The sequence below is a fragment of the Melioribacteraceae bacterium genome, from assembly GCA_019638015.1.
Lineage (GTDB): Bacteria > Bacteroidota > Ignavibacteria > Ignavibacteriales > Melioribacteraceae > JAHBUP01.
The window spans coordinates 1,098,328-1,113,135 of the sequence record JAHBUP010000001.1; the positions used below are offsets into that span (position 1 = coordinate 1,098,328).

Below are 14,808 nucleotides of genomic sequence, written 5' to 3' on the forward strand. Positions count from 1 at the left end.
TGATAATTTATATTAAGTAAATTCAATTCGCTTATCAGTTACTAATAATAAATTCATCTCCGTTTAATTTAAAATTCAAATTAAAGGTCAAACAAATCATTTCGACCACATCACTAACTTTATTTTGATTAAAAGAACCAGTGAGGATTAGTGAGTTAAGAGGTTCTTGCTCTAATCTTATTTTTACACCATAATGCCGGTATAATTCATCAACAACCTCATGAAGTGGTGTACTGCTAAATACAAGTTTTCCATGTACCCAAGAAGATAGATTCAGGGCATCAACATTTTGCGGCATTGTAGGAGGGGAATATTTTTCTATAACAGTCTGCTGGTTCTGAACTAATATTACCGATTCATTTGATAAAGTTTGCCCAACATTTACTTTACCCTCAATTACCGTAACCCTGGTTTTATTTTTACGTGCCCAAACATTGAAAGTTGTACCCAGTACTGTAGTTTTAGAATTTGACGTTGATATAATAAACGGTCTGGTATCTTTTTTTACTTTAAAGAAAGCTTCTCCATCAAGTGATATTTCTCTTATTTTACTATTAAATAATTTGGGAAACTCTAATGTTGTTCCACTATTAAGTATTACTTCAGAGCCATCGGGCAGAGTAATATTTTTAGTTTGGGTGTTAATTACATGTATGCTTGAAACAACACTATCCTCGTTTGAATTATCATTTAAAATATTAGGAGTAGCGAAGAATAAAATAATTAATGTGGCAAGAATTAAAGCTGGTTTTATCAATCTCCCTTTGTGGCTATAATAATAAGTAACTCTATCAATAAATCTATTGTAATTTTTAACCGGAGCATGAAGCTCATAATTGGCGGTAAACCTCTGCCATTCAAAATCTAAATTTAAATCTTGTTTCGGATTCTGCTTATTAAGTGACTCCCATACCAATTTACTTTCGTAAAATCTTTTGCGGAGTTCTTCCGATTTCACCAATAATTTCTCAAAATTCTCTTTTTCGGAATCCGAAATGTTTTCGCTCAGGTATTTGCAGCACAAAATATCAAAGTAGTTATTGTTCATTATTCTCTCATTTTCTATTATATATTACAAGTGAGAAGGGGAATACCCTACCGCAAGAGGAAATTTATTTCAAATAATTTTTTAGAAGGGAGAAAGCTTTAGATATTCTTTTTTCGACCGCTTTAACCGAGATTTGGCATATCCCGGCAATTTCGTCGTACTTATATCCTTCAAATTTAGATAGGATAATTACTGATTTTAGCTTAACGGGGAGTTTATTTATAGCTGTTTTAATATCAAGCTTTAATTCTGTCTGTTCATCTTTTGCGTGAAGATAATCTGATTGGGTTTCATGAATTGAAAAATTTTTGAAACTCCAGCTCCTATAAAAATTAATTATTGAATTGGTAGTAATTCTGTATAGATATGCCTTTATGGATTTGTCAGCATCCAATTTTGTTCTAACCAACCAGACTTTATAAAACGCGTCCTGAACAAGATCGCGGGATATATCTATTGAATTTGTATGAAGCAGTGCAAAATGAACCAATTGTTTATAATATCTTTTGAATAAAATGCGGTATGCCTCCCGGTTATCAATGGAGATTGCGGTAATTAATTCGCTATCGGTACAATTGTCATTAATCTGTAACATTCAATTATGTGCTTAATAAACTTTATCTGAACTTAACGTTTTTATCTTCCATATTAAACACAAAACAACCGCTCTTATTCAATTTTACTAGTGGAATTCCCGTAATAATTCTAACATCTGTCTATCAAGTTTATGTCCTTTATAATCTTCATATGCAACATCTGCGCGACCGCTGTTCAGAATTCCGAAATCACCCTTTAAATTCCACATAGAATATCCCCAATTAGCTTCTTTCCAAAGTGATAATAAATCCCTCATCCATTGCAGCGCAACATGATGAGGTGTTTTATTATAGCATCCCCATTCACCAACATGCACTTGAATGCCCTGCTCAACTACCGGTTGCCACGATTTAATTAGTTTTTCTCTCAATGCTTCTTTATCCCACAATTTGCCATTATCTGCTTTTAATGGCCAGGTAGGAAAATTAAAAGTCTCAAATTCATGCTTCGGAACCCATGTTGCGGTGAAATGACTGACACTCATCGGATCGTAGCCGCGGGTACTTTGTACTAATCCCATATCCGCAATTCCTAAAACAGGATTTCTGCCAATATCTTTTCCATCAACTACAATCAATCTTTCGGGATCTTCCTCTCTAATATTTTCTACGAGAGCTTTAATTATTTCGATATAACGAGTTTCATCTTTCATTGGCGGAGGTTCATTTATTAAATCGAATGTGAGTATATCGTTTGAGATTCCTTGATAGCGCCGCGCAAAATACTTCCAATGGTAAACCGCCCCGTTTAATGCTTTCTGCATATTATCCGGCGTATCGTCGAATAAATCAAATGGCTCCAAATTTCTTCCATTAATGCAATAACCGGGTATTCTATGAAAATTAAGATTGATATGAATCTTGTACTGCTTACCAAATTCAATTACTTCGTCTATATCTTTAATAACTTCTTCATCAATAGAAAACCAATCCTCCTTTGTTGACCAATTCCAGTAAGACATTGGAATGCGTGCGAAGTTAAATCCCAGCTCCGTCATTATCTCAAAATCTTGTTCATTAAACTTTTTTCTTAAATTGCCCCCGGTTTTTTCTGTTAAATTAAATCCTTTATAATTCGCGAAGTTGTTATTGCGAACATTTTTGAAGGATTTTTTTTTAAGGTTGTCATATGAAAACCCGGAAAGACCTACCGCAGTAATTAATCCCCCCGTTTTAATGAAGTCTCTTCTTTTCATTTTATACCTTGAATAGAGTGGTTAATTAATTTTCTTGTTTAATTTATTCATTTTCAATTTAGGCTTTTTTATGCTCTATTTCATGAAAATATGATTGAGGGAGAATCGTCGCTGATCATCTGTTCATGCAATAATTAAAGGCGATATTTAAATTCTGGGTGCACTTCTAAATTAAGAGAAAGACAAATAATTCTTACAAATCCGGCTTAAAATTTTCTTATTTTTTGACACAGAGATAGACAATTATTAATTCACATAATAGTTAAAATATGATAAACACTAAGCAAAGATGGGTTGGAATTTTATTTGGGGTTCTGATTATTGTATATATAATTTTTTACTTCTCAAGGCAAAAAGAAGTTATACCCGAAGTTGTGGAGATATACTTTGCCGACCGGGTTACTGCGGCTCATAAAGTGATTATTGACTCATACAATAAAAAAATGGAAGGTAAAGTAAAAGTAATTCCTATTGATTTCCCAAATTTTGATTTTAGCACCAACGAGAGAAAGGAAATATTAGCAAGATCATTGCGGGGAAGAGGGGATAGTATTGATCTGTTTGCCGTAGATGTTATTTGGGCGCAACGGTTCGCGAAATGGTGCGAGCCGCTGGATAAATATTTTACGCAGGAAGAAATAGAACGTTTTGTCCCGGAAATATTAGAATCATGTTACAATGAAGGTGAACTTGTTGCTGTACCGCTCGATATGGTTTTCGGAATTATGTATTACCGGCATGATCTTGTCTCGGCGCTCCCTAATGGTACTGAGATAATTAATAAACTCAGCAACGGAATTACCTGGTCAGATTTTATTAGACTTAGAAAAACTATCAATCCACAATCTCCTTATTACGTAATTACTGCTGCCGATTATGAAGGATTAATTTGCGCGTTTGTGGAAATTTTACTCGGTATTGAACCTGGTTATTTTGAATTGCATGGTTTTAACTTTAACACACCGGTAGCAAAAAAAGCAGTTAAGATGATGGTGGATTTAATTTATACCCACAATGTTATTCCCGCAGAAGTTTTGGAATTTACTGAGGTACCATCATATCAATATTTTATTAAAAATGATGGATATTTTTTAAGGGGCTGGCCCAGTTATGATAAAGATTTTACAGACTCTCCCGTTGATTTGACAAAAGAAAAACAATTGAGAAAAACAGCATTGCCCAGATACGATAATGGAAAAGCCGCCTATGTTCAAGGTGGATGGCATGTAATGATCTCCAAATTCTCTAATAAGAAAGAATATATTGTTGACTTTCTAAAGTATCTTCTTTCAGATGAGTCGCAAGAACTCTTTTATAAAGAAAGCGGCTATCTGCCTGTAGTAAATACTTTTTTTGAGGATTCTGTTTACCTTAAAAAATATCCCGATCTTGCGGAAGCGAAAAAATATATGCCTAATATAGTTCACCGTCCTCTTCATGTTGATTATACTAGATATTCAAAAATAATTTCGTCATATCTATCAAGAGCTTTGCGTAAAGAATTGAGTGTAGAAGTAGCATTGAAAAGATGCACGGACGACATTCAGCTCGATCAATTAATGAGTCCCAATTTTTAAAATGAATTAATGTGAAAACACATCGTATAAAAAAAAAGATTTCGGATTACCGTTTTGAGATTAAGCATATTGCCATATTCATCACTATACTTATCATATTTCAAATTGTGCTGGCACTTGTGCAAAAATCAATTGTTACCGATTTCCTATTTGAAACGCAAGAATGGTATAAAAAAGATAGTGCCGAGCGTGTGGCGATATTAACCTCAACCAGTATGGAACTTCTCTTTCAAAATTTATTTATGGATCGATCCAACCACCAGCTCGACAGCCGCAACATTATTAATTCTTTTAATGTGTTGTTCCGTCAACAGCTTCTCCAAAAAAGTGTTGAGGATATCAGACTTATCTTAATGAGAAAGAATAAAATCTACATAATCAAAACAGGGCAGGAGATGTACGATTATTTTGCGAATGAACTTAATCCTGCCGATCCAAATGGAGAAAATAATTCCGAGATTATACAATTATTTACTTCTGTTAAAGATATAATTAGATCCGATGAAGTAATTCAAAGTGAATTTGAGAATCAGAGAACTTTCAATATTCTTGTTCCTTTTGTGCCAGACGGTGAGTATCTGGGTGTATTGTACATGCGAATTACACCCGACTTCAAATCTCTAACCGAAGAAGTTGGTTCTAATTTTGATAAAATATCACTCATTTATATTACACTTATGTTCTTTGGTTTATTGGGAATATTTTTAGTTTCGCTTCAAGCTGTTAAAGATAGAGATGAAGCCCAAAAGAAATTATATTCGGAACATGAAGAAAACTTAAAAAAGGAAATTCAGCTCGAAAAGGAATCACTATTTACCAAAAGAATTTATCATACTCATCACAAAGCAGAAAAAATTATGGGATTCATAAAGGAAGATGTGAGGAAAATGACGAGTGATAATTTAGATGAGATTAAAAATAGGGTTATTACATATTCTAATTTTATATCACGAATAATTTATGATATGAAATGGTACGATCAGGCAATTAATACAATTATTAATCCTATGTTCCGTACCGATATTAACAAAGTGATTGGATTTGTGATTGATAATATTTTTCTCAGGATATCAAGCAAGAATGAAATGTTTGAATTCCGGATGGATTTAGATGAGTCGCTTCCATTCGTAAATGTTAATGAATTTGTAATATGGGAAATTCTTGAGCCGTTGATACAAAACAGTATTGATCATGGTCAGAAAAGTTCGTTGAATATTAAGATACAAACCAGATATGATAAGGCTTCAAACACTTCATATATATTTATTTCTGATAATGGCGTGGGTATTAGTCCCGGATTGCTTGAATTTAATGAGAATAAAATCAAAAAAATATTTCTTGAAAGTGAATCGACCGCAAAGCAGTATGGTATTCATTCGGGATATGGTTGTTATATTGCATATCAGATGGCTGTTGGAAGATGCGGCTGGATTTTGGATGCTGAAAATCCCGAAGAGGGAGGCTGTAAATTTACAATTACAATAAAAAATCGTTGAGGAATTACTTTGAAAGATGAATTTATCAATATCCTGCTGGTTGAAGATGAAGATTTTGATGTAAGAAGAGTGAAGAATACTATCTCTTATTACGATAAAAGAATAAAGATTGGAGATATAGTTTCGAATGGCAGAGCCGCACTGGAACTGGTGCAAAAACATCCTGATAAGTATGATGTAGTAATTTTAGATTATCAAATTTCGGGCGGGTTGCGAGGTGAAGAATTAATTGGAAAAATTAAAGATTCCGACCCTTTCCTGCAGATTATTGTAATTACTAAAATGACTATAAACATAACCGATTATAATTTCGCTAATAATCTTCTCAAAGCGGGGGCATTCTGGTACTGCACAAAATACCCGGGAAATATTGAGGAATATATCTATCAACCGACCGATTTTATACTTTCTATTTTTAATGCCAATCAAAAAAAGAAGCTCGAAAAACTTAAACTCCGATCCGATAAAAAATTAAAACAGAATATTGAAAATATTCTTGAATCGAAAAGGATCATTGGTGAATCCAAGCCAATGGAAATATTAAAAGAGAGTATTGAACGCTACGCTAAAAGTGATGTGAATATTTTAATTAATGGACCCTCCGGCACCGGAAAGGAATTAGTCGCTTGGAATATTCATTTAAAAAGTAAGCGCCGTTACGAAAATTTTGTTCCGATCAACTGCGGCAGTATTCCCGGGGAATTAATTGAGAGCGAATTGTTTGGTTATGAAAAGGGAGCTTTCACCGGGGCAAATACAAAAAAGGCGGGATTGTTTGAAGTTGCGCATAATGGAACTTTATTTCTTGATGAGGTTGCTGAACTACCATTAGCCGCTCAGGTTAAACTACTTCGCGTTATTCAGGAAGGGGAAATTGAAAAAATAGGTAGAACGGAAAAAATTAATGTTAATGTTAGAATTCTTGCCGCGACAAATAAAAATCTTGCGAATCATGTTAGTGAAGGATTGTTCCGTGAAGATTTGTACTATCGGTTGAATGTAGTTCCTATGGATTTAGTACCGCTCCGCCAGCGTGGAGATGATATTATTTTATTATTTAACCACTTCCTGGATTTCTTCAGTCAAGATATGGGCATGAATATACCGGAGGTTGATGATGAGGCAAAAGAAATTCTTCTTCATTATAAATGGCCCGGAAATGTTAGGGAATTAAGAAATGTTGCGCAGAGATTAGTTTTAAATTGTTCCGGAATTATAACCGCAAAAGATATCAGTAATCCAATGATTTTGAGAAATCATGTTGTAATGAAGGATGAAACAAATTTTGAGGAATCGTTTATGGGACAGGTATTACCGCTTAAAGAGATGGAGAAGGTGTTCCGTGTAAAATATTTTAAGTATGTGAGAAGTATTTCCTCTTCGGACTCCAATGCCGCGGAAAAACTTGGCTTGGCACCCTCTAATTTTTACCGTATGTGTAAAGAATTGGGATTAAAATAACTGCGAGATGTAAAAAGCAAGAGGTTAGAAGTAAGTGTCATGTTTCGATAAACTCAACATGACACTAATAATCTGTAAATCCACTCCGTCATGCTGAGTCCGTTAGCTAACGGATCGAAGCATGACAATTAATTCATTTCATCAAAACCAGCTTTTTTGTTTCTGAGAAATTACCGCAACTCATTTTGTAAAAATAAATCCCGCTCGGCAAATTGGCTCCATTAAAAACCACTTCATAATTACCCGGGGCTTTTTCTTCGTTCACAAGTGTTGCAATTTCGCTGCCTAGCACATCGTAAATTTTTAACAAAACAATTGGAGACGCGCTATAGCGCGTCTCTACAAAGGGGATTGAATATTTAATTGTTGTCGTTGGATTAAACGGATTAGGATAGTTTTGGGAAAGAGAAAACGATTCTGGGATTAGGAGAGAACTTATATCTCCTTTTCTGAATAGTTGAGTATGTGTTTTTAAATATAAATAACCATAGGCGTCAAAAAATAATTTTTCAATTTTGAAATCATCAAGACCTTCATTCACATTTATCCATTCGTTTGAATCATTATCAAGTTTATAAACGCCACGTTTAGAAAACTTTTCATTATCGTAGAATCCTACATAAACTTGATCATTTCTTATGGCTATATTAGTTAATCCATCAGTCTGCCAGATAATACTCCAATCCCACAGCTCATAATTTGCCTTGTAAACACCCGTCGAAGCAGCTATGTAAATATTTTTATTTCTATCAATAGCCCAATCAAGCATGTAAATTTCCGAATTATCAAATGGATTAGTTTTTTTAATCCAAGTCAGTGCATTATCTGATGAAAATTCAAATCTATCGTTCAGTATTAAGTTATCTGAGACTAATAACATATCACCGGCATAACGTTCTAATGTTGTCCAGCTTAATCCAAGGTTGGTAGTTAAATTAGTCCAATAATTATTGGAGTAATAATTATACCAATTTATGTAGATACCGTTATTATTATGATTATAAAAAATACTTTCTATTTCAGATCCATATGATTTATGATAATTCATGGAATTCCACGTGTGCCCATAATCCTTTGAGTAAAATAAATCCCTACCATCGAAACCATGTGATTCACCATAAGATATAATTTCGTTATTTGGGGTGATGAATAAAAAACTACCTTTCCATTCATTATTCATAAACACCCAGTTCTTACCTCCGTTTGTTGATCGATAGTGAGCATACTCTGTGGAAGCAATGAGCCCGCCATTTGGGTCGAAAAAAACCTTAGTCAACGGAGAAGTTGTTGGAAATATTATCTTTGTCCATAACACGATGCTATCGTTTTGGGCATTCAAGTTTGAAATAATTGCACTCAGTAGTAATACTGAATAAAGAATAGTTTTCATTGTTAACCCTTATATTAAAAACCTGACTTGGAATTTGTAAAACTAAATCCACCCCGTCATGCTAAGTCCGTTAGCTAACGGATCGAAGCATGACAATTAATTCATTTCATCAAAACCAGCTTTTTTGTTTCTGAGAAATTACCGCAACTCATTTTGTAAAAATAAATCCCGCTCGGCAAATTGGCTCCATTAAAAACCACTTCATAATTACCCGGGGCTTTTTCTTCGTTCACAAGTGTGGCAATTTCTCTGCCCAGCACATCGTAAATTTTTAACAAAACAATTGGAGACGCGCCATAGCGCGTCTCTACAATGGGAATGGAATATTTAATTGTTGTCGTTGGATTAAAAGGATTGGGGTAGTTTTGGGAAAGAGAATATTTTGTTGGCAATTCAATATCTTGTTCAACTCCAACAATATAATTTGTTAAAATTTCACCATAAATCTTTCCATTAAAAATATAACCTGACAAGTTACTAGCAAAGCCTCCGTAACCATGTCTTGATCGCCGCCAATTATATGTTGTAAATCCTATACTATCCATTACGGTATGTGCTGAGTAATCGTCACCGATCCTAAAGGATTTTTGGCCATTTGTACTTGTAAAATCAAAAAAGCTGAAATTAAAATTCATTGAGGGAGAAAATATACTAGGATCAGGGTTGCGAATTGTAACATTACTATTTTCTTGTCTTATGTAGCAAGTATCAACAGTAGAAAACAAGAATGAATTTTGATCAGCCCGACGTCTAATTATAACTAACGCATAATTTTTATTATCATCTAATTTTACTGTGTCAATTACCTCCCATATAGCTTGAATTCCCTCTAATCGTTCAGTTTCGCTTTGAGAGTACCAATATTTGTAAAACCACTTGTTTCCAATTTCTAAAGGAAACTTTCCGATTGTTTCATTGCCTGTAATTTCAAAAATAGCTGAAATAAAAGAGACAGTAGAATCATCAACACTTGATAGTTTTATACGACAATTTTTTGAAGGTGTATTTGGTACTATCCAATTAAAGTCGATATATAATTGCTTATTAGAATCAGCTTTAATTTGATTGTCAACTAAAAACCATTTTGTCCCTCCATCTATTGAATAATCCATTTTTATCTTTTCAACATTTGTAGATAGAATTTTTATTGGGAAAGTACTTCCAGTGGCCAATATTCTATATGCAAGAGAAGTTGATGTATATAATCTAGGCGGCCATTTAATTCTGAATTCGTCTGAAAAGGCATAAATATGAGGAGATTTGGGATCCCAGATATTTACTTGAGTGGTTACATCAAAGGATTCATCTGGTAGCATTTCTATAAATCTACTTGAGTCAGTTACTATATAAGTAAGTGCCCCAGGATAGGTAAACTTTAAGTACAATCTTCCTGGTTCATAATTGGAATCCCAGGTAATTTTGATTGGTAAATTATTCCTATAAACCTCCCCCGCCTTTGGCGATGTTATTGAAATTTTCCTTGTATCCTGTATAATAGAAAAAAGAGAATCACTTATATCCTGATATCCCTTTGCGAGTTCGGAAATTTTAATCAAACACTTTTCGGAGCTAGGTATGTTAGGAATTTGCCATAAAAACTTTTCTGTTTCAATTTTCACAGAGTCTGAAATTAAGTTCCATGTATTACCTTGATCAGTTGAGTATTCTAATTTTGCATAATGCCCCTCCAAATTTAAATAACCCCATCGGATCTCATATTGATAATTTGAATAAAGAGTTTCGCCTCTGTTAGGTGATATTATTTTTAAATTGATTGTTGTATCTTTCTTATAAATTCCATTGGCAGTTGTAATCCAAATGTTGTTCATGTCCACAGCTTCAAATATTTCAAGATAGCTACTTCCTGCAGGAGGTTTTAACTCCACCCAATCTTTACCTCCGTTTCGAGTTTTATAAAAGAAATTCTCTATTTGAATTAATCCTTCAGATTCGTTGAAGAATCTGATTTTTTTACTCCATCCATAGTTAGTTGAATATAATTTTTCCCAAGTTGCTCCCCCATCAATAGTTTTTAATGTAGTTCCATAATAATAAGCAAAACCAATTTTTTCTGATATAAAATCTATTGAGTAAAGCTTCGTGCTATTTTGAGATTCCCAATTCTCACCTCCATCCGAAGTAGTATAATAATTCCCAGTTCTTGTTAAAAGAAATCCTTTTTGCATATTTAAAAAATATACTTCCTTAATAGCACCGTCATTCCAGAATTTTTTCTCCCATGTCAAACCGCCATTAGTACTTTTAAATAAAGTATCGTAACATGCCCAAATTGTATTTTTATCAATCATTTTTATACTTTTTACTTGGCCGGAGTAGGATAAACTTTCCCTCGTTTTTACCCACGAATACCCTCCATCTGTAGATTTAAAGATTCGGGCAACATACCTATTGTATGGAGGTCCTTCATAGTAATGAGAAGTGGCGAAACCAAAATTCTGATCAATGAAATGCAGATTTGATAATCCTTTGGGAACCACAATATTTTCCCAGTTTATCCCACCATTAACTGTTTTGTACAATTCTCCAGATGATGAACTAGCCCAACCGTGATTTTTATCGATGAAATGAATTCCGGCATTATGATTTGACTGTTTAATCCACTGAGATTGAATAACGATAGGAATTAATACTAGTAACGCTAAAGCAGATTTGAACATATCTATGATCCCCAGTATTTTTCAAAATTGATGTGACTATCAAAATATTGATAATTGCATAATTAAAATCTTAAATAAGCTCTTTAAAATCAACGGAAAGGAGAGTGCACTACAAAAAATGAAAATATGATTTGTATGAGTTTAGGGAAGAAAGGCGGATATTTTATCAGCCCTCCTTGGTGAGTTGAGTATTTCTTTTCGCAGTGGGTATTGACTTATGCTCTTTTCGAAATGGCAGATTAACTTATACTGTTTTTCCTTTACAGTTGGTATTACTTTCTTAACTACCCTTGTACCCTTGCTCAATTATAATTGAAAAACCTTTTTAACAGTTTTTTAACTGGCCGCAATCAAATTTAACGCGCCGCCTGCTTTGAACCATTCAATTTGTCCTGCGTTAAATGAATGATTGAGCAGTATTTCATCACTAGAACCATCTTTATGTTTAATTATCGCTTTAATTGGTTTCTCGGGGGCAAACTCATTCAATCCCAGAATCGAAAATTTATCATCTTCCAATATTTTATCATAATCGGAAGGATTGGCAAAAGTTAATGGAAGCATGCCCTGTTTTTTTAAATTTGTTTCATGAATACGCGCGAATGATTTTGTTATAATAGCTTTACCGCCAAGGAATCTTGGTTCCATTGCGGCGTGTTCACGCGATGAACCTTCTCCATAATTTTCATCACCCACAACAACCCATCCAATATTTTGCGCTTTATATTCACGGGCAACTTCATGCACTTGCTTGTATTCTGCGGTAAATAAATTTTTAGCTTCCCCCGCATTTAAAGTAAACGCGTTTATAGCCCCGAGGAACATATTTTTCGAAATATTATCCAGATGTCCACGGAATTTTAACCATGCGCCTGCAGGAGAAATATGATCTGTTGTGCACTTTCCTTTCGCTTTTAAAAGTAGGGGAGCGTCAATAATATCTTTTCCATCCCATGCTTTAAATTGCTCCATAAACTGCAATCTATCACTTGCGGGCGGCATTTTTATTTCAGTTTTATATCCCTCTTCCGATGGAGCCAAAAATCCTTTAGTGTCTTTTTCAAATCCAAGCAGAGGAAGCTCATCTCCAAATGGTGAATCAAGTTTTACTTTTTCCCCTTTATCATTTGTTAAATAGTCAGTCTCGGGATTAAAGGATAAACTTCCCGCAATTGCCAGGGCAGTGGTAATTTCCGGACTGGCGACAAATGAAAGAGTTTCGGGATTATTATCATTTCGTTTCGCAAAATTTCTGTTGAATGAATTTACAATAGTATTTCTTTCACCAATTTTAATATCCATTCTTTTCCACATACCAATACATGGTCCGCAAGCGTTAGCCAATACTTGTCCGCCAAAATCTGTTAATGTTTGAAGTTGTCCGTCACGTTCGATAGTTGCACGAACCTGCTCTGATCCGGGAGTAATTTTAAATTCTGATTTTGCTTTTAATCCTTTTGATAATGCCTGCTTTGCGATATTAGCCGATCGGTCAATATCTTCATAGCTTGAATTTGTACAACTGCCAATTAGCGCTACACTGATTTTATCGGGATAATTATTAGCAACTACAGCTTCTTTCATTTTAGAAATTGGATGAGCTAAATCGGGGGTGAATGGACCATTCAAATGTGGTTCAAGCTCATTCAAATTTATTTCTATTATTTGATCATAATATTTTTGCGGATCAGCATAAACTTCATCATCAGCTTTTAACACACCGGCCAATTCAGTAGCTATTTTAGCCACATCGGCTCTATCGGTCTTTTCAAGATATGCGGCCATCTTTTCATCGAAAGGAAACAGAGAAGTAGTAGCTCCCACTTCGGCTCCCATATTACATATAGTTGCTTTACCTGTACACGAAATTGATTTAGTACCCTCACCAAAATATTCAACAATAGCACCAGTGCCTCCTTTAACTGTAAGAATTCCAGCAACTTTAAGAATAACATCTTTTGGGGAAGTCCAACCGGAAAGTTTCCCGGTTAATTTAACACCAATGACTTTAGGCCATTTTAATTCCCAGGGCATACCCGCCATAACATCAACAACATCAGCGCCGCCAACTCCAATGGCAATCATTCCAAGTCCACCCGCGTTTGGGGTATGAGAATCAGATCCAATCATCATTCCACCAGGGAAGGCATAATTTTCCAATATAACCTGGTGAATTATTCCGGCGCCCGGTTTCCAAAAACCTACTCCATATTTCTGGCAAATACTTTCGAGAAAATCATAAACTTCTCTATTATCCTCAATTGCTTTTTCGAGATCTTCTTTAGAACCGCTCTGAGCAACAATTAAATGGTCGGCGTGGGCAGTTGCCGGCACGGCGGCAGTTTTTCTCCCGGCATGCATAAATTGAAGCATTGCCATTTGTGCGGTTGCATCCTGCATTGCAACTCTATCCGGAGCGAAATCGGCGAAATCTTTTCCTCTGCTTAATTCCTTTTTAGCCGGATCCCAAAGGTGAGCGTATAGAATTTTTTCAGTATAGGTTAATGGTCGTCCAACAACTTTACGGGCTTCATTAATTTTATCTATAAGTCCTGCATAGACTTTTTGTATCATATCGAAATTTGCTGTCATTTTTATATCCCTAATAAATTATTACGTGTGCAAAGATAAAAAAAATGAGGGATTTTTCCTTTAATGTAGGGTAGAGGTTGACGGGACTTCGCCCTACGCAACATTGATTGAAAAATATTATAGAATTACATAGGTTCAATTTACAAATTGGGGGTAGATATGAAAGTCCGCAAAAGAATGCGTCTCAAAGGTTTCGATTATTCATCCCAGAATTTTTATTTTGTTACAATATGTGTTTTGAATAAACAAAAAATATTTGGCAAAATAGAAAGTGGAAATGTAATATTGAATAAGAAAGGAGAAATTGTTAAAGAGTGTTTTATAAATATTACAGAACATTTTACAAATGTTGAATTAGATGAATTCATAATAATGCCAAACCATTTTCATGCAATCATAATAATTACCGGTCCCGCAGGGTTGAGATCCCCTCAACCAACTGTTGAAACAGAACCAATTATTACAACACAAAAAATTAATGAAACACAACAGATTGATAAAACACAACCCAATGTAAAAACAAATCAAATTCCAAAAACCAAGCATTTTACATTAAGCCAGATTATCGCATATTTCAAATACCAATCGACCAAACAAATTAACGAAGCATTTCATTGTGAAGGGGAAAAAATATGGCAAAGGTCATTTCATGACAATATAATCCGCAATGAAAATGAATTACATAACGTCAGAAAATATATACGGAACAATGCGTATTCAATAAATGCAGCAGGGTCGAGGTAACCTCGATCCTGCTGCATTTAAACATCATCA

The 14,808-nt window shown here is 34.5% G+C and carries 10 protein-coding genes; 4 read left to right on the forward strand and 6 right to left on the reverse strand.

Features of this window, described 5'->3' with window-relative positions; all coding sequences use genetic code 11:
• Positions 1–34: 34 nt before the first annotated feature.
• The 3 genes from KF816_04310 to KF816_04320 all read right to left on the reverse strand — a co-directional run bounded on the left by KF816_04310 (position 35) and on the right by KF816_04320 (position 2,840).
• Positions 35–1,048, reverse strand: a complete 1,014-nt coding sequence (locus KF816_04310) for a FecR domain-containing protein (GenBank protein MBX3007235.1) — start codon at positions 1,046–1,048, stop codon at positions 35–37.
• A gap of 64 nt (positions 1,049–1,112) precedes the next feature.
• Entirely contained in the window at positions 1,113–1,643 is a 531-nt protein-coding gene (locus KF816_04315; protein ID MBX3007236.1) for an RNA polymerase sigma factor, read from the reverse strand.
• Positions 1,644–1,730: 87 nt separating this feature from the next.
• Positions 1,731–2,840 (reverse strand): cellulase family glycosylhydrolase, encoded by a 1,110-nt coding sequence (locus KF816_04320; protein ID MBX3007237.1) that lies wholly within the window; start codon positions 2,838–2,840, stop codon positions 1,731–1,733.
• A 269-nt stretch (positions 2,841–3,109) separates the two neighbouring features.
• On the opposite strand from KF816_04320, the gene KF816_04325 reads away from it, so the two are divergent.
• The 3 genes from KF816_04325 to KF816_04335 are packed head-to-tail and all read left to right on the forward strand — an operon-like array spanning position 3,110 to position 7,374.
• Positions 3,110–4,417 carry an extracellular solute-binding protein gene (locus KF816_04325; GenBank protein MBX3007238.1) on the forward strand — a complete coding sequence of 436 codons (1,308 nt, stop codon included), beginning with the start codon at positions 3,110–3,112 and terminating at the stop codon, positions 4,415–4,417.
• Between the two features lie 11 nt (positions 4,418–4,428).
• Positions 4,429–5,913, forward strand: a complete 1,485-nt coding sequence (locus KF816_04330; GenBank protein ID MBX3007239.1) for an ATP-binding protein — start codon at positions 4,429–4,431, stop codon at positions 5,911–5,913.
• Positions 5,914–5,916: 3 nt separating this feature from the next.
• Positions 5,917–7,374 carry a sigma-54-dependent Fis family transcriptional regulator gene (locus KF816_04335; protein MBX3007240.1) on the forward strand — a complete coding sequence of 486 codons (1,458 nt, stop codon included), beginning with the start codon at positions 5,917–5,919 and terminating at the stop codon, positions 7,372–7,374.
• A gap of 133 nt (positions 7,375–7,507) precedes the next feature.
• On the opposite strand, the gene KF816_04340 is transcribed toward KF816_04335, so the two are convergent.
• The 3 genes from KF816_04340 to KF816_04350 form a co-directional block, all read right to left on the reverse strand.
• Complete coding sequence (locus tag KF816_04340) at positions 7,508–8,143, reverse strand: T9SS type A sorting domain-containing protein (protein MBX3007241.1); 636 nt, start codon at positions 8,141–8,143, stop codon at positions 7,508–7,510.
• Positions 8,144–8,865: 722 nt separating this feature from the next.
• A complete protein-coding gene (locus KF816_04345) occupies positions 8,866–9,399 on the reverse strand; it encodes a T9SS type A sorting domain-containing protein (GenBank protein ID MBX3007242.1) in 534 nt (177 codons plus the stop codon).
• A gap of 2,379 nt (positions 9,400–11,778) precedes the next feature.
• Positions 11,779–14,034 carry an aconitate hydratase gene (locus tag KF816_04350; GenBank protein ID MBX3007243.1) on the reverse strand — a complete coding sequence of 752 codons (2,256 nt, stop codon included), beginning with the start codon at positions 14,032–14,034 and terminating at the stop codon, positions 11,779–11,781.
• Between the two features lie 159 nt (positions 14,035–14,193).
• Between KF816_04350 and KF816_04355 the strand changes: the two genes are divergently transcribed.
• Positions 14,194–14,778, forward strand: coding sequence for a transposase (locus KF816_04355; protein MBX3007244.1), 585 nt, complete (start codon positions 14,194–14,196; stop codon positions 14,776–14,778).
• Positions 14,779–14,808 lie beyond the last annotated feature (30 nt).